This is a genomic window from Spirosoma luteum DSM 19990 (assembly GCF_000374065.1).
In the GTDB taxonomy this organism is placed as follows: domain Bacteria; phylum Bacteroidota; class Bacteroidia; order Cytophagales; family Spirosomataceae; genus Spirosoma; species Spirosoma luteum.
In genome coordinates this window covers 871,488-892,240 of sequence record NZ_KB893245.1, presented here as the reverse complement: position 1 = coordinate 892,240, position 20,753 = coordinate 871,488, and the positions used below count along the sequence as shown (strand labels likewise).

Genomic DNA, 20,753 nt, shown 5'->3' with positions numbered 1-20,753 from the left:
AAGCGTAGCGTCTGTCGTATAGATCGATATTCTGAACTCAAGCCGCGTTAACCGGCTCTTGCGTATTTCTGGCAGTTTCGTGGCGGGGGATGTAGTGGCGGAAGAAACTGCTGATTTTCATTTGTAGCACCCCAAAAACGGCTTCTTTGAAAATCTTGGACGACATTTTCGAAACGCCCCGCGTACGGTCGGTGAAAATAATAGGGACTTCCTTCAAACGGAAACCGTATTTCCAGCAGGTGAATTTCATTTCAATCTGGAAAGCGTAGCCCACAAATTTGATGGGATTATGCAAAATCACTTCCAGCACTTCAGCGCGGTAACAAATGAAGCCGGCCGTTGGGTCCATGATAGACATGCCCGTAATGAACCGGACGTATACCCCTGCAAAATAGGACATCAGCACCCGGCCCATCGGCCAGTTCACAACGTTAACACCATTAATGTAACGTGAGCCAACAGCTACATCGGCACCGTCTTCGGCGCAGGCACGATAGAGTTTAATCAGGTCTTCGGGATTATGCGAGAAATCGGCATCCATCTCGAACAGATACCGATACCCTCTGGACAATGCCCACTTAAACCCGTCGATATAAGCCGTTCCCAGTCCCATTTTACCCCGCCGTTCCAACAAGTGCAATCGGCTGGCGGCACTAGTCCGGGACGAGTCATGAGGGGAGAACTCCTCCTGCAAATCACGCACACGCCGGGCGGTTCCGTCAGGAGAGCCATCGTCTACAATGAGCAAATCAAAGGACTCCGGCAGACTGAACACCTTTCGGATGATGGCCTCGATATTCTCAATTTCATTATAAGTTGGGATAACGACCAAACGCTCTTTCACAGGTAGATAATAGGTTAGATGACCGACGTACTGAGATAACAGCAAAGCACGCCGTTTTTGTGCAAAAAATTCATTATAAATTAGCAATAATCAGGTTATTCTTCAGCTGTGGGGCCATTTTTTGCGCTTTCTGAATACAATCGGACAATGATACGCCCCCGTACCAGTTGGCACAGACAAATAACTGATCTTTTTCAGCCAGTATTACCGGTTCTTTTACGGCTACAATGGCAGCATCATATTGTGGGATAGCCCGCTCCCACCGCCGAACGGATTGAAAAACCGGCCCGCTACCGGCCCGGATACCGAAGCCTTTCGTCAGCTCCTGATGAACAGTTGACAGCAATACGTCATCCTGCTGGCGGGCATTGCGTGCCGACTGAGTTCCGCCAACAAAGGTGGTAAACAGTACCTCATCGGCCGGGCACCGACCATCGAAAATAGAGCTGCTCCAGATGTGGCCAGCCGCAAATTGCCCCTCCATTTTGGGGTTTAACCCACCAAAGCCATTCAGTGAATGATCAACGGCAGCACGGTTGTAGACCGAGTGAACAACGCTCATGGGTGGGTAAACAACGGCCCGGAGCCGGGTTGCGAATGTGTCATTATACGGTGCCACCAGTTGAGCGGCAGCCTCCGTACCAACGGCGATGACCAGTTTGTCTACTACCTCCGTTTTACCACCCACGGTTACCTGCCACCCGGCTTGTACCGGAACGATTTGCTCAACGGGCGTATTGAGCGAGAGGTTTGTTAACCGGGCAGCCAGGCCATCAGTCAGGGTCTGCATCCCGTTCTTAAAGCTGAAAGATTGTCGGCGTTCCGTTTTGGATTGGTTTTTTATCAGGCCGCGTATTACAGAGCCATACTCTTTTTCGTATCGAAGCAGTATCGGAAACGTCTCTGATACGAGCAGTTGCTCCGGGTTGCCCGCGTATATACCAGCAACAAAAGGCCCCAGTGCATAGTCGACCAGTTCCTGAGAAAAACGCCGGCGAAAGAACTGAGCCAGCGTTTCACCCGTTGGCGACAGCGTTTTATTGGACCGTTCCCGCCAGATGGCCAGCTTCGTTTTCCAGCTAAAGAAACGGCCAAACAGCAATGAAGGAGGTCCGGAGGGAAGTTCGCGGTACCGGCCATCCCGGAAAACAAACCGCGCTTTGCTAACCGGCTTACTAAACAGAACTTCGGGCGCCAGGCCCAATTCGTCAATCCACTCCAGTAGCGCACTATCGCCAAGCAGCGAGTTTGGACCCGATTCAAGTAGATAAGAGCCCCCGGATGACGCACCCGCCTGCTCCCGGCGCGACTGGATATACCCACCGGGCTGCGCACTGGCTTCCCAGAGCTGGTAGTGTATACCCTGCTTCTGTAACTCATACGCCAGGGTAAGGCCCGAAATACCCGCGCCAATAATACCAACCGTCATGGCTTTTTCGATCTCTTCGCGTTTCCAGCGTCAATTTTCTTCTGTAAACTTTGTGTCACCTGTTTATAGATGACTTCCATGTTGGCGGGGTGGGACGAATAAAAGATGTAGCTTTTTCGATAGGCGGCTGTGTCGACCCCGAATTTTTTGAAAATCTGTGTTTCCATATGTTTATAAGCTACCTGCGACGAGTCGAGGGAGGTTAGGCTAAGGCGACTGACTCGGGCCTCAGCCATGTGTACTTCGGTCAGAATCTCGGCCATCTTTCCTTCCTCAATCAGGCCAGCCGGTTTGCTATCGGTGGGGTTTGTACAGGCAGTAGCCAGCCATCCGCCAAGCAGCAACGTCCACAGATAGCGCAAAGATGAGTGTCGGTGCATACGGTTAAATCAATAGCTTTGTAAGGTAATCCCGGCTGGCAAAGTTCGGGATTACCTGTTAAAATAGTATAACGCCTATTCTGTATGGACGAGTTCTTAGCCCGGCTTCGTAATTTCGACATCCGCATCCGCAAGGCAGTCAACTCGCAGATGCGGGGTAGCTTTCGGTCCATTTTCAAGGGGACAGGACTGGAATTCAGCGACTTACGGACTTATCAATACGGTGATGATGTGCGGGCTATCGACTGGAACGTTTCATCCAAAGGGCACGGTACGTTCGTAAAAGTGTTTCGGGAAGAGAAAGACCAGACCGTTTTTTTTGTGGTAGATGTCAGCGCATCGCAGCAGGTTGGCCACCGGCACCGCGACAAACTGACGGCCACCAAAGAGGTGTGTGGCGTGTTGGCATTGTCGGCCATTCATGAAGCCAGCAACGTGGGCATGTACTGTTTTTCGGATCAGAAAGAACGGTATATCAAACCCGCCAATGGCATAAAAACGGGCTATCATCTTATCATGAGCCTGTTTAAACTTCAGCCGGTATCGGGCAAGACCAGCATTGCCGATGCGCTCCTGTTTACCCTGAACGCCCTGAAACGCCGGAGTGTCGTTATCCTGCTCTCCGATTTTATCGACACTAATTATGAACATAATCTAAAGGCACTAGCCAAAAAGCACGACCTGGTCGTTATTCACTTATACGACCAGCGAGAGGTCAATCTGCCCAAACTGGGCATTATTCCGGTGTATGACAGTGAGTCGGGCCGTATGGCATGGGTCAATACCTCATCGGCATCGTTCCGGGCTACTTTACACGATACGTTCCATCAAAACCAAATTCAGCTGGAACGGCTTTGCCGGCAGTATAATGCCAATTACCTCGCGCTCGATTCGCAGGAGGATTTCGTACCAAAGCTCGTTGAATTGTTCCGGGTAAGAAAGTAAAACTACCGTGCCATACGCCATTCGACTCATACTGCTCCTTTTCCCCTGGCTGATACAGGCGCAACCACCCACACGAAATGCTGCGCTGAGTGGTCAGTTCCTGACGGATAGCATTGATATCGGCCGACCCGTTCAATATAGTCTGGTGTATCATCATCCTGCCACAACGGATGTGTTGTTTCCCGATACAGCCCGGAGCTTTGCGCCTTACCGCGTACAGAAGGTAGCGGTCTTTGCCACTCAAACCACCGGTACCGGTGCCCGAGCCATCAGCCGGGATAGTGCGGTGTATACGCTGGTATCGTTTGAAACGGATTCTGTTCAATTATTGAGCGTACCTGTGCGGGTTATTCACGAAACCGATTGCACCGCGCTGTGGACACAAACCGACACCGTTTTTCTGCGGTCCAACTTACCGGTAGCCGTTTTGGCTGATTCATCCCGGTCGGAGCCGGAGCTGCTTACCGAAACAAACCTGGCTCCTCTTCAGCAGCAATTCAACTACACAGCGTTGGTTGCGGGCTTCCTGCTGGCTGGTTTGGCAGGACTTGGCTTATACGGTTTGCTGGGACGAACCATTAAGCGGTACTGGCAACTTTTTCAGCTACGTCAGAATCACCGGCGCTTTTTGACGGAGTACAATCAGATTACCCAAAGCGTTAACGCATCCTCGGCATCCGAAACGGCCCGACGCGCTATTATGACGTGGAAAGTGTATCTGGAACGGCTTGATGCACAGCCTTACAGTTCATTGACAACGCCCGAACTGGCCGACCGCATGAAAGACGACCGCGTTTTAAATGCGCTGCGCGAAGCGGACCGGATGATTTATGGAGGAACTTTCTCCGCCGATTCATTGGCCGCTCTCAGGCTGCTGAGCAACATAGCCACGAACCGCTATCAGCGTTACCGTACCCGAATACAAACTGAGTCGGGTTCCGCCAATGTACCCACGAGCCAGCTGGCCGAAAAACCGTTTGTCTCTTAACTAAATGGAACCCTGGTACTCGCTTCACTGGTTTGATCCGGCACAATGGCAGCAGTTTCGGGTGGTGAACCCGTTGGCGCTGGCGTTCATTCCGGCTATCCTGTTGCTGTTTGCCCTTCGTTATTACCTGTACCGGAAAACACAGCAACGGCTTACCCTATCGCTGTCGCAACTGGATACGTCCCGAGATTCGAACGGACGTGCCCAATCGTACTGGTCGTGGCTGAGCTGGCTGCGTTATCTATTGCCGGTAAGTGTATTCATTGGCACGGGGCTACTGCTGGTTGCGCTGGCCCGCCCACAAATTATTCGGGAACAGCGGGATGAGCAATCGGAGGGAATCGACATTATGCTGGCTATCGACGTATCGGAGTCAATGCGGGAGGCCGATCTGCCGCCCACCCGATTGGCGGCTGCCCGACGGGTAGCCCAGCGTTTTATTAACGGACGCCGAAATGACCGGATCGGTCTGGTCGTCTTTGCGGGAGAAGCCTTTTCACTTTGCCCCCTCACGACTGATTATGGCTTATTGAAACAATACCTGAATGACCTCGATACACAGATGATTCGCACGTCTGGAACCGCCATTGGCGATGCCCTGGCCCGCTGCATCAACCGGATGCGGGATCAGTTGGTTTCACCGCTGGATACCACTCAGGTACAGGTTACAGAGCCGGAGAAAGGGCGCAGTAAGATCATTATTTTGCTGAGCGACGGGGATAATACGGCGGGCAATCTGGACCCGGTAACGGCGGCACGGCTGGCCAAAGCATTTTCCATCCGCCTGTATACCATTGCCGTTGGCCGCCCGGTTGCCTCCGCCACCTCTGCCGTTACGGTAGACGAAGGCGTCCTGAAAACCATCGCTACTATTGGCAACGGGAGTTTCTTCCGGGCTACGGATGCCAAACGACTGCAAACGGTATTCGCTCAGATTGACCGCCTGGAAAAAGCACCGGTTCGGGTTCGGATTTATGAAGACGTACAGGATTATTACCGTATTTATCTGTACTGGGGAATTGCGTTTCTGCTGTTTGCCCTTGCCCTGAAAACAACCATTTTTGGCAACGTTCTGGAAGATTAACGGCTCGTGACGCGCTTTTGTCGTTTTCGCAGTACGTACCTGCCTCAGTTCTCGGGTCAAAAATGGAGTGGCTGGCTCCATGGAGTAATTTGGTTACAGGCAGGTTTACGTGCCCTACCCAACTGACAAGTAGATTTCTACATTCTGTTTTGGCCTACCTTTGCCCATGAAAACTCTCACTCATGTGGCTTTTTAGATTTTTATTCACCGAAACAGCCCGCCTGCTCCGCTCAGCCGAAGGTCGTCGTTTGCTGGGATTAGCGGTGCGCTACGGTGACCGGCCGCGCAATCAGGCAACCGATATCACATTTGGGCCTTACCGATTCCGGGTGCCCGATGCGCTGTCCTTTGTGTGGCAATACCGCGAAATTTTTGTGGACGAGTTCTATAAGTTCTATACCACATCTACTACACCTGTCATTTTCGATTGCGGCACCAACATCGGTACCAGCGTCGTGTATTTTCGGCAACAGTATCCCACCGCGCGCATCGTGGCATTTGAAGCCGACAGGCGCATCAGTGACTTGTTGCAGGACAACCTGCGACAGAATAAAATAACCGGGGTTGAGGTCGTTACGAAAGCGGTCTGGACGAATGAGGATGGTATCCTGTTCGGTAGTGACCAGGCCGATTCGGCGTCTATCTTCTCCCAAACGGATCGAACGCTGGTGCCCTCCGTGCGCCTGCGCGACCGGCTGCTGCAGGAAACCCAGATCGACATGCTCAAGATGGACATTGAAGGGGCCGAAACGGCGGTACTCACCGACTGCCGGGATGCGCTGGCCCACGTGCAGAATCTGTTTGTGGAGTTTCATGCTTACCTCGACCATCCACAAACCCTGGCCGAAGTCATAAAGGTGTTGGAAGACAGTGGCTTTCGGTATTACCTCAACACCAGCCAATACCGCCATACTCCACTGGTTAACCATCAGTACAAAGGCAACAACAGCATGGATTTGCAATTGAATATCTTTGCGTATAGAAAATAAGTTCACGGTTTATGGTTGGCTGGCACACCAACTTTTCTGCGCCAGCCAACCATAAACCGTGAACTGTATACCCTAACTAAATGATCGATAAAATACTTTCCCGCCCGGAATTCCAGGCTGAGCCACCCGTGCTGGTGGACATTGGCGCGTCGGGGCAATTACATAACCGCTGGAAAGCGTTTGCCAAATACGCCGTCTGTATCGCTTTCGACGCCGACGACCGCGATTTTGGCTACGTGGAAAGTGAGTCCAGCCATTTCAGGAAGTTGTACACCTTTAACCACATCGTTACCGGGCCAGACACGGTTAGTGCCGAAACAGAGACCGATGATTTCTACCTGACAGCATCTCCTCACTGCTCCAGTTTGCTGAAACCCCGGCCCGACCTGATTCAGGAGTACGCGTTTGCCCCCAAGTTTGAACCGCTGAAAGTCGTTCAATTGAAAACACGCAGCCTTCGTTCATCGCTCGATGACCTGAAAATAAAGCAAATTGACTGGTTCAAAACTGATTCGCAGGGCACTGATCTGCGCCTGTTTCGAAATCTGGGTACCGAACGCGCCCGGCATGTGCTCACCGCCGAATTTGAGCCGGGGATAGCCTCTATTTATGAGGGCGAAGATAAACTGTTTCAGGTATTACAGTTTATGGATGAAACTGGCAGCCACTGGTTGGCAGAACTGTTGCCAAAAGGATCGCCCCGCATCACGCCCGCCCTACTGGATAGTTTTTCGCGGCAGCCACTCGTCCGGAAATTTGTGCTCTTTTCATTGAAGAACAGCGCCGTTTGGGGCGAGATGACCTACCTCAACCGGTTTGCGGATGACACTATGCTCACCAAGCGCAATCTATTACTGGGCTGGGTATTTGCCACCACGCTGAAACAGCACGGCTTCGCCCTCATCCTGACCCAAAAAGCGAAGGAACGATTTCAGGACCCCATATTTGATGAAATGGAGCACTACTCACGCCAACGCATATGGGCGCGCGTATTTGGGCTGGGGTTCTGGCCGGAAGTTGTTAAAAAGTTCGATAAACTACTGGGCCGTTGAGAGTTACGCACCTAAGTACCTATCATCTGTTTGGCGGGGCAGCCGTGGCAGCAAATCGACTGCATCGGGCCCTGCAAAAGCAGCTATGGCGTGATGAGCGAATAGAGAGTACCCTGCTGGTTGGCACCCCAAACCGGCTGGAAAAGCACCGGGTAGCACCGGGTGTAACGTATTTAGCCAATAACTTTCTGGCCGAACAAACCGCTTTCGGACGGTTTGTAGCCGAACGGCTGTATTTCCTGCCGCACGAACGTGACCCATCTGTACGGTTTCAGTTTTCGCCCGCCCGGTTCGGGGCAAACCTTAATTTTCACCCCGCTATTCAGCAGGCCGATGTATTGCACTTACACTGGATAAACTTCGGATTTTTGTCGCTTAGTGGTTTACAGTCTCTTTTTGCGCTGGGTAAGCCCATCGTCTGGACATTGCATGACCAGTGGGCGTTTACGGGTGGGTGCCACTATTCGCGCGGCTGCACGCATTTTCAGACGTATTGCCATCAGTGTCCGTATCTAAAAAAACCGGGCGAGCAGGATTTATCCAGGCAGGTTTTTGAACAGAAGAAGAAACTTTTTGCTGAAGCATCGATTCATTTTACACCACCAAGCCAGTGGCTGGCTGCGGAGGCACAGCGAGGCACATTGCTGCAACGGTTCCCCTTCACGGTTATTCCCTATGCCATCAATCAACGTATTTTCCGTCCTATCAGGCGGGCAGAAGCGAACACCCATTTCGCATTGCCGGACCGGCATGATAACCATACGGGTTCGGCCCGGCTTTTGTTTGGCAGTGCCAGCGTAACGGACACGCGCAAAGGGTTTCGCTATTTTGCCGATGCGCTGACCTTACTGCACCAGCAACACCCGGAACTGGCTCCCGAAATTCTGGTATTTGGGAAAGGGCGTTCATATCTGTTTGATGAATTACCCTACTCGGTACGGCACCTCGGCCTATTGACCAGTGAAGAGGATATCGTAGCCGCCTATAATGCCGCCGACGCCCTGGTTGTTCCCTCACTGGAAGACAATCTACCCAACACGGTTATTGAAGCACTGGCCTGTGGAACACCGGTGGTTGGTTTCCGAACGGGCGGCATTCCCGAAATGATTGATCACGAGTCAACGGGGTTTCTGGCCGATACGGGTTCCACCCAGCAACTCGCCGATGGACTGGCCTTTATACTGACCCACCCCAACCCGGAACTTTTACGCCAAAACGCCCGGCAATCTGCCGAAGCTCAGTTTTCGGAAGAAGTAGTGGCACAGCAACATATTGACCTATACTACAAACTAAAGAGTGAAGGAGTGAAAGACTGAAAGAGCGTTTGCAAAAATGCACTCTTTCAGTCTTTCACTCCTTCACTCTTTCACTCTTTATAAATTGTGCCAACCCTCTCCATCATCACCATCACGTACAATGCCGAACGTTTTCTGGAGCGCACAATTCAGAGCGTTATCGGGCAGCAGGCGACCGATTATGAATATATTGTGATTGATGGTGGTTCAACAGATGGGACGCTGGACATCATCGAACGTTATAAGGAGTACATTACCAGCTGGATTTCTGAACCCGACCGGGGCCTGTACGATGCTATGAACAAAGGGCTGCACCGGGCGCGGGGTGAGTACGTCTGGTTTATGAATGCGGGGGATACAGTACATGATTCGCAAACGTTGGCAAACCTGCTGACTATAACAAACGAATCACCGGCAGATGTGTATTACAGCGATGCTCTGTTCGTACGCAACGACGGTCCTCCGGTTGGTTTACGGAGCCAGGTAACCCCCCATATACTCCCCCCCAACCTGACCTGGCCCGATATGGCTTTGGGTATGAAAGTTTGCCATCAGGCATTTATCGCCAGACGCAGCATTGCCCCTGATTACCTTCTCAATAACCTCAGTGCTGATCTGGACTGGGAAATCCGCTGTTTGAAGGCGGCTCAGAAAGTTAAATTCCTGCCCTTCGTCTTGTGCCAATACCTCGTGGGCGGGCTATCGGTGCAGCACCACCGTCGCTCCCTTACCGACCGGTTCAGGGTACTGGTAGCCCATTTCGGCCTGCTCACAACAGTAGCCAATCACGGACGGATTCTAATGCGGGCTTACCAGTTCAAAAGCCGATGAGCAGATTTCATCTAGTTAGCCGACAGGCGCATTATTTTTTATTGACCCTGTCCGTTTAACCAGTTTGAACAGGTGCGGTGTATGGAGTTATTTCGTAAAGTTCCTTTGTGAAATTTGCATGAAAACAACAGGATAATTCCTTGCCTAATGCCTTAAGATTGGGAAATGAGAATAAATTTGCGAGGTTCAAAAGAACACACCGTAATCTTTTTTGTGAAATTCCGTTAAAAAATTGACTTGACCTATGAAACGAATAGCTGTTTTTACTTCAGGTGGCGATGCACCGGGTATGAACGCCTGCATCCGGGCCGTTGTCCGGGGGGCGGTTTACCATGGTATTGAAGTGTTTGGTATCCGCCGGGGGTATAACGGAATGATAAGTGGTGATATTTTTCAGATGACCTCTCACTCGGTTAGTAACATCGTACAGCGGGGTGGGACTATCCTGAAATCGGCCCGGAGTAAAGAGTTCATGACTCCCGAAGGACGGGCCAAAGCTTACGAACAACTCAAAAAATTTGACATAGAAGGCCTGGTCGCCATTGGTGGTAATGGAACATTTACTGGAGCCACCCTTTTTTTCGATGAATTCGGTATACCCACGGTTGGCGCCCCTGGTACGATTGACAATGACCTTTACGGTACAGATTATACCATTGGCTTCGATACCGCCGTTAACACCGCGCTGGAAGCTATCGACAAAATCCGCGATACCGCCGACTCGCACGACCGCATCTTTTTCATTGAGGTAATGGGGCGCGATTCGGGCTATATCGCCATTCAATCAGGTATTGCGGGCGGAGCCGAAATGGTTATGGTTCCGGAAGTACTTACGCCCATTCCCGAGGTAATTGAAATTCTGAAATCGGGGTGGAGCCGCCAGAAATCATCATCCATCGTGGTTATTGCGGAAGGCGAAGAAGCAGGTAACGCCAGTGATATTGCCGAGAAGATCCGGCAGCAGGTACAACCCGACATCGACATGCGGGTGACCACACTGGGGCACATTCAGCGGGGGGGCGTTCCAACGGCCTATGATCGTATTCTGGCCAGCCGCCTGGGCCTGGGTGCTATGGAGGGCCTCATGAATGGTGAGCAGAACGTAATGGCCGGTATTGTCAACAATGAACTGGTGTATACGCCTTTCCGCGATACCATCCGTTTACCCAAGCCCATTAGTGAAGATTTGCTCAGAATGGTGAAGATTCTGTCCGTATAATAATCCACTGCCCGGCAAGCCGCGTATCGCTTTTATCCATTAGCAGGCTGGCCGCGTGCGGGTTCTGTGTCTATAAGAGACTTATCTGTTATGCACGGCTCCGAACTGCCGGGCGTTATGGAACCCTGTTAGGCAGTGCTCTTGTCGGCATTCGTACCAATAAGGGAGCGGAAAACAACAAAACCACAGACTATAACCGGTATGGCAAGCGTTTTGTAGGCAATGTGTTAACCAGCAGACCTATCGTATCACCACCCATTTTACTCTTTTTTACCAGGCTATACACCCTCTTGTATGAAGAACCTCCTACTGGCCTTGCTTGCCGGATTCCTTTCATTGTCGGTAGCGCAGGCCCAATCTACGGCTCAGGCACCCTCCGACGGCTTCAAGATAACGGGCCATATCACGGGGTTAAAAGACACTACCTGCGTATTGGCGCACTACTTTGGGGCTACTCAGTATATCCCTAAAGACACGGCCCGCGTAGATGGAGCCGGAAACATGGTTTTTGCCGGTAAAAAAAGCCTGCCCCAGGGTCTATTCCTTGTCGTAGTTCCAGGAAAGGGTTATATGCAGTTGCTAATTACGGATGACCAGCAGTTTTCTTTTGATACCGATACGGCTTCTATCATCAACGCGATGAAAATCAGTGGCTCGAAAGAAAATGAATTATTCTATGCCTATCAGCAGAAACTAGGCAAATTTTCGGAAGAAGCGCAGGCCATCACCATGCAGAAGAAAATGCGTACTGATGCCGCATCGTCGGCTCTGCTCAACAAGCAGCTGAGCGACCTTCAGAAGCAGGCGAATGAGTATCGTGCGCAGTTTTTGACCGATAACCCGACCGCCTTCGCGGCTAAACTATTTAAAGCCACCGCCGAGCCGGAGATACCACCTGCTCCCAAAGCAGCCAACGGCCGTCCGGATTCCATCTGGGTTTTCAACTATTATAAAGACCACTTCTGGGATGATTTTGACTTCTCCGATGAGCGTTTTGTCAGAACGCCTTTTTTACAGAGCAAAATTGAGCGGTACATCAAAGAGTTGACAGTGCAGGTACCCGATTCTCTGATTAAGGAAGCAGATTTTATCGTGAATAAAGCCATTGCCGGGAAAAACACCGACATCAAGTACTACACCATTTACTACATCACAAGTCAGTACGAGCAACCCAAAGTGATGGGTACGGAAGGACTGTTTGTTCACATGTTCGAGAAATATTACAAAACGGGTATTATGACTGTATCGGATTCATCTACTCTAAAGGCCATTGGCGAACGGGTAGCGGCCATCAAACCCAATCTGGTCGGCAAAACGATGCAGTCGCCCATTGTAAGCGACACCCTTCGCCGACCCATTAACCTTTCGGCTATAAAGGCCGACTACACCGTTGTTTTCTTCTACTCCCCCACCTGTGGCCATTGCCGGGAAAGCGCGCCCAAGCTGAAAAAACTGATTGATGACTATAAAGGCAAAGGCGTTGAAGTACTGGCCATTGCCATTGACCAAAGCCCGGAAGAGTGGAAGAAATTTATCAAAGAGTTCAAGCTTGGCAAAGCCATCCATGGCTACGATTTCGCCCATAAGAATGACTTCCGCAATCAGTTCGATGTGTTCACTACGCCAACGGTCAACGTTCTCGATAAAAACAAGAAGATACTAGCCCACAAACTACCCGCCGAACAAATCGAGGATTTTATCCTCTTCCAGAAACGGCAGCAGGCCGGTAAGAAAACGGATGCGGCCCCAACCAATGCCAAGGCAAGTGTGAAGAAATAGCTTCTGCTATTATTACCTCATCTTCGTGCGTTTCACCAGGTAGGAATTCAGAATCTGGTCGAATCCCTGCGCAATATCCGCTTCCACGAAGTCTATTTTGTATTGACCGCACCGCATTTTCAACTCCTGAAAGTAGGACTTTACGGCTTGCTGGTACGTGTCACGAACCTGCCCCGGCTGGAGTTTTACCGTCTCCCCCGTTTCGAGGTCGATGAATTCATACGGCCGCTCATCAAAAGCAAACTCCTCTTCCGTCTTTTTATCGGTTACGTGAAAAATCAGTACCTCGTGCAGGTTATGGCGCAGGTGCTGAAGTGCCGAAAACAATGCGTCGGCATTTTCGCTGTTATCGAACATATCGCTGAAAATCACGACCAGCGACCGTTTGTTGATTTTCTCGGCTACCTGGTGAATCACATCAGCGGCTGCCGTTCGGCGCAACGGCCTGGGTTGCTGCATCAACTGGTCCAGCTGTGTAAATAGCTTATGAACGTGCGAAGGCGTTGATTTGATGGGTGTCTGCACATCAATCTGGTCGGCAAAGGTAGTCAGGCTCACCGCATCTTTCTGCCGCTGGAGCATATACGCCAGGCAGGCAGCCGCCATGACACTGAAGGTCATTTTACCGTAATTTTCCTCCGGATAATACATGGAAGAAGACGTATCGATGAGCAGGTGACAGCGCAGATTGGTTTCTTCTTCGTAGCGCTTTACGAACAGCTTCTCCGTTTTACCAAACACTTTCCAGTCAATGTGCCGGGTTGTTTCGCCGGTATTATAAAGCCGGTGTTCGGCAAATTCGACGGAGAACCCGTGAAAAGGCGATTTATGAAGCCCGGTAATAAAACCTTCGACTAACTGACGGGCCAGAAATTCGACGTTGCCGTAGGAACGTACCTGACCCAGATTGAGCGTTTGTTTCATAAGTAGACCGAAGTGGAAAGAAAGGGAGATGAACGATAAATTCAGCCTTTCGTTTCCCTACCAATTTAACGTAAAAACCGAACCGTTCGACATCTCCGACAGGAATTGCACGGGGAAATAGCGAACGGTTCGGTAGGTCTGATTGTGTTTGGGCAGACAGGCTACAGGGCAGGTTCCAGTTGGGGCTGGAAAGCTACGGGCACATCGAAGATGGAAGGAGCGAGCGCTACGGCGCGTTTACCCTTGTCGACAACCCGGAGCGATACGGTGGCAATGCCGCTTGAAATCATGCCAAGCGACTTGGCAGCGGCATACGTTAAATCAATGACGCGACCTTTGGCAAATGGCCCTCTATCATTGATTCGTACAATTACTGAACGGTTATTGCTTAGGTTGGTCACTTCAACAAGCGTGTTCAGGGGCAGGTGACGGTGGGCACCTTCGAGCGCATCAGGATTGACACGTTCGCCATAGGCCGTTTTCCGACCCGTAAACTTTTTGGCATAAAAAGACGCTTTGCCTTTCTGTATGAGGCCCGGTAAGGCCCCCGTCGGGCTTATGCTGCTAAAGAACAACATAAGGGACATGATTACATTCATACAGCTTTTGGTTACGTGAAAAAAATAGGCGGGTCGTACGCTGATAAACGTCATACATACTACCTGCCTCCAAAAAGTGCAATTCCTATAAAACAAAGATAGCTTTTACGCCCTTCACGAGCAAGCAATCAGGCGAAAAACTGTGGAATGTTCTCCACAACTCAATTCATTTTTGCGGTTATATGTCCCCAAAATATATTTATGAGCAATCTTTTTGTTCTTTCGCGAATGCCCGTACTTTAGTGGTCATATACTGATTAAACCCTATTTATTGTGGACGAAAGAGACCGGGAAAAAATCTATTCGAATCGGGTCCGGGCGGGCAAACGAACGTATTTCTTCGACGTTAAAGCAACCCGTGCCAATGATTATTACCTGACCATTACGGAGAGCCGACGGCATCCGCAGGGCGAGGGGTTTACCTACGAAAAACACAAGATTTTTCTGTACAAGGAAGATTTCGACAAGTTTATCGAGGCCCTTCAGGAAACCGTAGAACACGTAAAAACGGAACTGATGCCCGAAGTAGATTTTACGCAGCTAGCCCAGCGCGAACGCAGCGAGCAGGACGACTTCGCCAGCGAATTGAAATGGGAGTAACTAAACTAACAGGCACTAGATGAGGTAGACTTTACTAGAAACCAATTTATTAACCAACCGTACTTACCCGAAGCCTTTGGACACGCCAAAGGCTTTTTTTGCTGTTCGTCGTTGCGGTGGTCCGCCGTTACGGTTGTATTTTTGCGAAAAATAAAAGAGCAGACAATTGAACGGATGAACAGCAGATCGTCTATACAGGAAAAGATATGCGGATAGGCCAGACGTTCACTCATTCACTCTTTCACAACAATTTATGGGACTTCAATGTGGAATTGTGGGCTTGCCTAACGTGGGCAAATCCACCCTGTTTAACGCAATATCGAGTGGAAAGGCCGAGGCCGCCAATTATCCATTCTGCACAATAGAACCAAATGTGGGCGTCGTAACCGTTCCCGACGAGCGGCTGGATACCCTGGAAGGGCTGGTGAAACCCCAGAAAGTGGTGCCCACCATTATTGAGTTTGTCGATATTGCGGGGCTGGTAAAAGGAGCCAGTCAGGGAGCTGGTTTGGGTAACAAATTTCTGGCCAATATTCGGGAGGTGGACGCCATCGTTCACGTTATCCGGTGTTTTGAGGACGATAACATCGTTCACGTAGAAGGCAAGGTTAATCCCGTTTCGGATAAAGAAATTATTGATGCCGAACTCCAGTTGAAAGACCTGGAAGCCGTTGACAAGAAAATTCAGAAAATCCAGAAAGCGGCTCAGGTAGGCGATGCCAAAGCAAAGTCGGAACTGGAAATCCTGAAGCGGTTTAAAACGGCGCTGGAAGCAGGTCAGAGTGCGCGTACGGTGCAGGTATCACCCGAAGAGCGCGAAGCGGCCATTGGCGACATTTCCCTGCTCACGGTGAAGCCGGTTATTTACGTCGCCAACGTAGATGAAGGCTCGCTACCCAACGGAAATGCGTATTCCGATGCTTTACAGGAAGCCGTAAAAAATGAAGGAGCCGAAGTAATTGTTATCAGTGCCGGTATTGAATCGCAGATTGCCGAAATGGAAGATCCCGAAGAGCGGGAGTTGTTCCTGGGTGAGTACAGTCTGACTGAATCGGGGCTCAGCAAGCTTATCAAAGCATCTTACAAACTATTGGGATTGATTACCTACTTCACCGCCGGCGTTAAAGAAGTACGCGCCTGGACCATTCACCGGGGCTGGAAAGCACCCCAGGCAGCCGGTGTTATCCACTCCGACTTCGAGCGGAAATTCATTCGGGCGCAGGTGATGAAACTTCCCGATTTCTCGCAGTTCAAAACAGAAGCGGGTGTTCGTGAAGCGGGCAAACTGGCCGTAGAAGGCAAAGAATACATCGTGCAGGACGGCGACATCATGGAATTCCTGCACAGCGCGTAAATGAATCCAAATTCTAATAGCCCCCGGTTTAAACTAACTGGGGCTAATGGAATCTGGATTCATTTACGCTGATTGACACTCGTCCGCCGGTAGCCAACCAGCTGGTCGGCGCGGGAAGCGGGGGGGCGGTGGTAAACGAATACTTCGTAGTCGTTTTCGGTGGATGAGAAACTACCCTCGATGTAGTTCTCATCCACTTTTTTTTGTGGACCGGTCGACATGAGGGTGTAGTCGTAATTGTAAACGCCCTGCTTCAACAGAATCGACGCCCGGTACGCGCCCAACAACGCATCATAGGCCATTTGGTTACGCTCGTTCAGTTGCCAGAAATTGAACGAGCCATTCACGTACATGTTGAAATCGGGCACTTCCGGGATTTTGAGGGTGAAAATCGTTTCGATATAATCCGCGTTAGTCGCTCCGTTACCCGTTTCACGATGGTCGATTACGAATTGACCATTGAAATCATCACTCTGGATATACACCCCCTGGTTGCGGGGCTTATCGACTTGTACGTAAGCAATATTACGGTCGGCAAGCCGGTCGATCCGGTCAATGTAGTTGGCACGGGAAAGGACCGTACGGGTGTCGAAAAAGCGAAATTCATTCCCCCCCGGCATCGTGTTACTCAGGTCAATCAACCGATATTCGAGGATTTGATCAAACGCCTGCACATTGGTGGGGCGCAGACCAGTCAGGGTCCGGTCGTCGCGAAAATTCTGACGAATTATGACCTTAAAATCATCCTGGGGAGAAATAACCTGATACCCCCGATAGTTGATTGATATGTCGAGCTGCTGGTCCGTAAATTGCCGGTCGGGAGCCGACGAAAAACGTACGGCCGCGTTGACGAGCAATCGATTCTGGTAGGTACTAAACCGGCGCGTAAAGATGATGTTGTTCCGGTTTCGTTCGTCATACACCACCAGCACATAATTGCCCGGCAGTTTCAGACTGGGCAGGGTAAACTGGTAGTGGAAATAGGGGATCTTTGTGTTGATAGAAATCTGATAGTCCGTAATGGGATTATCGTTGTACTCGTAGGTAAACTCGATATCGTTCAGGATTGACCGCTGCCAGTCGGCGTTGCAGTGAATAATCCGGGCCCGGAATGAGCGGTAGTTAGCCGTCAGATCATCAAATTCGAGTTGTAATGGCACCTGTTCATCCAGCGAAATAACGGGGGGATTGAGGGTCAGAGCCGGTGCTACGGCATTCTGACCGTTCGGACTTGCTCCTACCAGAGGGTATAGGAGTACTGTTTGCACCTGTGGGTCGTAAATATGATCGATGGTCTGAAGCTGTGGATTCTGCGCAAACAATGGGTACACACACAACCCCGTAAGCGCGATGGCAATGAATTGGCGACGAATCATTATCAGGTGTTTATTTCGGCAAGAAACTGGTTATTAAACGCATACATGGGTGTATAGTTGCGAAAAATCAGTAAAATTGCGTCGCTGCAACATCCTTTGGCTTGATGGTAACCGCGCATCGAAGTACTGAGAATCATAAACGATAATCATTCCAGCTGATTTGGCATTTTCTCTGTTTTAACCTTCCTTCCATGACCACAGTGACCGTAAAGACCTGTCCAAATTGTACGGCAGACTTAGACGCATCCTACCAGTTTTGCCCCCAATGCGGTCAGAAAGCCCATATTCATCGCTTTAACCCGGCGCATATTTTACATGAGGTTTTCCACGCTTTCACCCATGCCGACAAAGGTGTATTGTACCTCACCAAGAGTTTGATGCGTAAACCAGGCGTGACGGCTCGGGAATACACTCTGGAGGGAAAGCGAAGCAAATACTTCAATCCCTTTTCGTTTTTGTTAATCGTATTGGGGCTCAACATCGCCGTCAATAACTTCGTAAACCCCTACACAAGCAGCGAACATACCGGCATATCAGCAACGCAGGGAGTAAAGCCCACAGTGCCCAAGGCAGTATCCCCTTACGCTGAACGTCAGCACGCGGCTACTACGTTTATCGAAAGGCATGTCAATATCGTTGGTATGGTGGCCATCCCCCTATTCGCCTTCATCTTCTGGTTGTGTTTCCGGCGATCCGGTATCAACTACGCCGAACATCTGGTAGCCAACGTTTTCTTCAGTAGTTTTTTCTCACTAGCCAGTATCATCCTGACTCTTATACTGGGGTTGCTGCTGAACGCCTACTTACCCTTACTTAATCGTATACTGTTGCTTTTTCAACTTATTTACTTAACTATCGCTTACTATCAGTTCTTAAACTACAGGCTGCTCAGTCAGTATGTAAAGACTGGTGGGGTTACACTGTTGGTGCTGATGAGTTGGGTTGTTTTTTCCGGAGGAGCCATTTTTCTATACATTCGATTCGGTTAAGTACAAACGGGTACACTCCTCAAGTTACCCAGTTCATGCAGTAAAGCAAAAGGCCCTACGTGTTGGACACGTAGGGCCTTTTATGTGAAAACTGCCCTTGATTACGCCAGTTTCTTTTCCCACTCTTCGGCTTCGAGCATAGCCGTTTCCCACTCGTCCTGAAGCTGGCTAATCTGCGTTGTCACCCGTCGGTATTCGTCGTTTTTAGCCTGCATCAGTTTATCGTCGCCGTAGGTAGCCGGGTCGGCGAGTTCGGTTTCGAGCCGTTGTTTACGATCTTCCAGCTGTCCAATTTTATGTTCGGATTCTTCGGCCTGCTGGCTCAGGCGCTTTAGTGTACGCTGCCACTCTTTCCGTTCGTCGTCGTTACCACTCCTGGGCGGGGGGCTTGGAGCGAGGGGCTTGGGAGCAGACCCGTTCCCGTTACTATTTTGCCCCTTGCCCTCTGCTTTTTGCCCGGCCGCAGCGTCGGCTTTGCGCTCTTCCATCCACCATTCGTATTCATCGTAGGTGCCCGGATATTGCTTTATCTGTTCATCTTCAATGTACCAGATTTTGTTGGCAATCTGCGACACGAAGTAGCGGTCGTGCGAAACCACCACGTACGTACCCTCATACTGCTCCAGTGCCTGAATCAGGATATTCACCGACTGCATGTCGAGGTGGTTAGTCGGTTCGTCAAGCAGTAGGAAATTCGCCTGCGACAGCAGCACTTTTGCCAGTGCTATTCTCGACTTCTCTCCCCCTGACAGCACTTTGATTTTCTTGAAAACATCATCGCTCGAGAACAGAAAGCAACCCAGTACTCCGCGCAATTCGCCTTCACTTTTGTTCGGATTGGCGTGTTTGAGTTCTTCCAGCAATGTATCATCCACACTCAACGACTCCAGTTGGTGCTGAGCATAGAAACTGAAGGACACATTGTGCCCCAGTTGGCGCTGCCCGTCACTAACCGGCTCCGACCCAGAAATGATACGGAGCAACGTTGATTTACCCTTTCCGTTGGCACCAATCAGGGCGACTTTATCACCCCGTTCGAGCCGAATGTCGGCATGGGTCAGAATTTTCTTCGGACCGTACGCCTTCGAAATATCGTCGAGGTGCAGGATATGGCGACCGGGCTGGGTGGAGAACTGGAATTTAAAGTTTACCCGCGCCGACTCGTCGATTACGTCATCGATACGATCCATCCGGGCCAGTTGCTTTACCCGGCTTTGCGCCTGTTTAGCTTTGGTTGCCTGCGCTTTAAACCGTTCGATAAACCGCTCCGTCTGCCGGATTTTGGCCTGCTGATTTTCGAAGGCACCTTTCTGAATTTCGTTGCGCAGGGTTTTCTCCTCCAGGTAGAACGAGTAATTACCGGCGTAATAATTCAGCTTGCCATTGGCCACCTCCACCGTTACGTCGATCACGTTATCGAGAAACTCCCGGTCGTGTGAAACCACAATTACGGACCCTTCATACGTCTGAATGTATTTTTCTACCCACTGAATCGAAGGCAGGTCAAGGTGGTTGGTCGGCTCATCCAGCATCAGCAGGGATGGTTTCTGCAACAGCAGTTTCGCGAGCATTACCCGCATCCGCCACCCGCCTGAAAACTGCCGGAGTGGCTTTTGCAGATCCTCGGTCGAGAAGCCCAGTCCCTCCATAATTTCTTCCGCCCGCGACTGCACCGTGTACCCATCGAGGGCTTCAAATTCTTCCTGGAGTTTGCCGAGTTTATCGACCAGTTCATCCTGATAGTTGGTCTCCATTTCGTGGAGCACCTCGTCTATCTGAACCTGCAATTTATTCTGCCGCTCAAACGCCTGCATGGCCACCGACAGAATAGAATCGTCGGTCTGGTAACTAAGCAGGTCCTGGTTCAGGAAACCCAGCGTAACATCGCCCGCTTTGGATATGGTGCCGCCATCGGCCTGGTAATCGCCATTGATGATGCGCAGCAGCGTCGATTTGCCCGTTCCGTTCAGACCGATAAGGCCAATTTTCTGGTTAGGCTTAATATGCAGCGAGGCATTTTCGTAAAGCGCTCGGCTGCCGAGGTAATAAGACAGGTTAGTAATGGAAATCATAGGG

At 50.5% G+C, this 20,753-nt stretch carries 19 protein-coding genes; 12 read left to right on the top strand and 7 right to left on the bottom strand.

The window, feature by feature from the left end; all coding sequences use genetic code 11:
• Positions 1-37: 37 nt before the first annotated feature.
• The 3 genes from B156_RS0103725 to B156_RS0103715 all read right to left on the bottom strand — a co-directional run bounded on the left by B156_RS0103725 (position 38) and on the right by B156_RS0103715 (position 2,653).
• Positions 38-844: a polyprenol monophosphomannose synthase gene (locus tag B156_RS0103725; protein WP_026260572.1), complete on the bottom strand. Its 807-nt coding sequence runs from the start codon at positions 842-844 to the stop codon at positions 38-40.
• Positions 845-917: 73 nt separating this feature from the next.
• Positions 918-2,273 (bottom strand): protoporphyrinogen oxidase, encoded by a 1,356-nt coding sequence (gene hemG / locus B156_RS0103720; protein ID WP_018618291.1) that lies wholly within the window; start codon positions 2,271-2,273, stop codon positions 918-920.
• Positions 2,270-2,653: a DUF4296 domain-containing protein gene (locus tag B156_RS0103715; RefSeq protein WP_026260571.1), complete on the bottom strand. Its 384-nt coding sequence runs from the start codon at positions 2,651-2,653 to the stop codon at positions 2,270-2,272. Before B156_RS0103715 ends, hemG begins: the two co-directional genes overlap by 4 nt.
• Before the next feature lie 84 nt (positions 2,654-2,737).
• Between B156_RS0103715 and B156_RS0103710 the strand changes: the two genes are divergently transcribed.
• The 9 genes from B156_RS0103710 to B156_RS0103670 all read left to right on the top strand — a co-directional run bounded on the left by B156_RS0103710 (position 2,738) and on the right by B156_RS0103670 (position 12,835).
• Positions 2,738-3,598 carry a DUF58 domain-containing protein gene (locus B156_RS0103710; RefSeq protein ID WP_018618289.1) on the top strand — a complete coding sequence of 287 codons (861 nt, stop codon included), beginning with the start codon at positions 2,738-2,740 and terminating at the stop codon, positions 3,596-3,598.
• Between the two features lie 7 nt (positions 3,599-3,605).
• Positions 3,606-4,586, top strand: coding sequence for a hypothetical protein (locus B156_RS0103705; RefSeq protein WP_018618288.1), 981 nt, complete (start codon positions 3,606-3,608; stop codon positions 4,584-4,586).
• A 4-nt stretch (positions 4,587-4,590) separates the two neighbouring features.
• Positions 4,591-5,670 carry a VWA domain-containing protein gene (locus tag B156_RS0103700; RefSeq protein WP_018618287.1) on the top strand — a complete coding sequence of 360 codons (1,080 nt, stop codon included), beginning with the start codon at positions 4,591-4,593 and terminating at the stop codon, positions 5,668-5,670.
• A gap of 182 nt (positions 5,671-5,852) precedes the next feature.
• Positions 5,853-6,659 (top strand): FkbM family methyltransferase, encoded by an 807-nt coding sequence (locus tag B156_RS0103695; protein WP_018618286.1) that lies wholly within the window; start codon positions 5,853-5,855, stop codon positions 6,657-6,659.
• A gap of 80 nt (positions 6,660-6,739) precedes the next feature.
• On the top strand, positions 6,740-7,711 hold the full coding sequence (locus tag B156_RS0103690) for a hypothetical protein (RefSeq protein WP_018618285.1): 972 nt from the start codon (positions 6,740-6,742) through the stop codon (positions 7,709-7,711).
• A complete protein-coding gene (locus B156_RS0103685) occupies positions 7,708-9,027 on the top strand; it encodes a glycosyltransferase family 4 protein (RefSeq protein WP_018618284.1) in 1,320 nt (439 codons plus the stop codon). Before B156_RS0103690 ends, B156_RS0103685 begins: the two co-directional genes overlap by 4 nt.
• A 66-nt stretch (positions 9,028-9,093) precedes the next feature.
• Positions 9,094-9,837 (top strand): glycosyltransferase family 2 protein, encoded by a 744-nt coding sequence (locus B156_RS0103680; RefSeq protein WP_018618283.1) that lies wholly within the window; start codon positions 9,094-9,096, stop codon positions 9,835-9,837.
• A gap of 244 nt (positions 9,838-10,081) precedes the next feature.
• Positions 10,082-11,056, top strand: a complete 975-nt coding sequence (gene pfkA / locus B156_RS0103675) for a 6-phosphofructokinase (protein WP_018618282.1) — start codon at positions 10,082-10,084, stop codon at positions 11,054-11,056.
• Positions 11,057-11,350: 294 nt separating this feature from the next.
• Positions 11,351-12,835, top strand: coding sequence for a TlpA family protein disulfide reductase (locus B156_RS0103670; RefSeq protein WP_018618281.1), 1,485 nt, complete (start codon positions 11,351-11,353; stop codon positions 12,833-12,835).
• 12 nt (positions 12,836-12,847) lie between these two features.
• Here B156_RS0103670 and B156_RS0103665 read toward each other — a convergent pair whose 3' ends face one another.
• Entirely contained in the window at positions 12,848-13,759 is a 912-nt protein-coding gene (locus B156_RS0103665) for a DUF58 domain-containing protein (RefSeq protein ID WP_018618280.1), read from the bottom strand.
• Between the two features lie 161 nt (positions 13,760-13,920).
• A complete protein-coding gene (locus B156_RS0103660) occupies positions 13,921-14,358 on the bottom strand; it encodes a septal ring lytic transglycosylase RlpA family protein (RefSeq protein WP_040585031.1) in 438 nt (145 codons plus the stop codon).
• Positions 14,359-14,631: 273 nt separating this feature from the next.
• Between B156_RS0103660 and B156_RS0103655 the strand changes: the two genes are divergently transcribed.
• Together B156_RS0103655 and ychF are read left to right on the top strand one after the other, a co-directional pair.
• Entirely contained in the window at positions 14,632-14,958 is a 327-nt protein-coding gene (locus B156_RS0103655; RefSeq protein ID WP_018618278.1) for a DUF3276 family protein, read from the top strand.
• A 253-nt stretch (positions 14,959-15,211) separates the two neighbouring features.
• Positions 15,212-16,312, top strand: a complete 1,101-nt coding sequence (gene ychF / locus B156_RS0103650) for a redox-regulated ATPase YchF (protein WP_018618277.1) — start codon at positions 15,212-15,214, stop codon at positions 16,310-16,312.
• Positions 16,313-16,371: 59 nt separating this feature from the next.
• Here ychF and B156_RS0103645 read toward each other — a convergent pair whose 3' ends face one another.
• A complete protein-coding gene (locus tag B156_RS0103645; RefSeq protein WP_018618276.1) occupies positions 16,372-17,688 on the bottom strand; it encodes a type IX secretion system plug protein in 1,317 nt (438 codons plus the stop codon).
• A gap of 191 nt (positions 17,689-17,879) precedes the next feature.
• Here B156_RS0103645 and B156_RS0103635 point away from each other — a divergent pair, with 191 nt between their 5' ends.
• A complete protein-coding gene (locus B156_RS0103635) occupies positions 17,880-18,677 on the top strand; it encodes a DUF3667 domain-containing protein (RefSeq protein WP_018618274.1) in 798 nt (265 codons plus the stop codon).
• Between the two features lie 101 nt (positions 18,678-18,778).
• Here B156_RS0103635 and B156_RS0103630 read toward each other — a convergent pair whose 3' ends face one another.
• Complete coding sequence (locus B156_RS0103630; RefSeq protein WP_018618273.1) at positions 18,779-20,749, bottom strand: ABC-F family ATP-binding cassette domain-containing protein; 1,971 nt, start codon at positions 20,747-20,749, stop codon at positions 18,779-18,781.
• Positions 20,750-20,753: the final 4 nt, after the last annotated feature.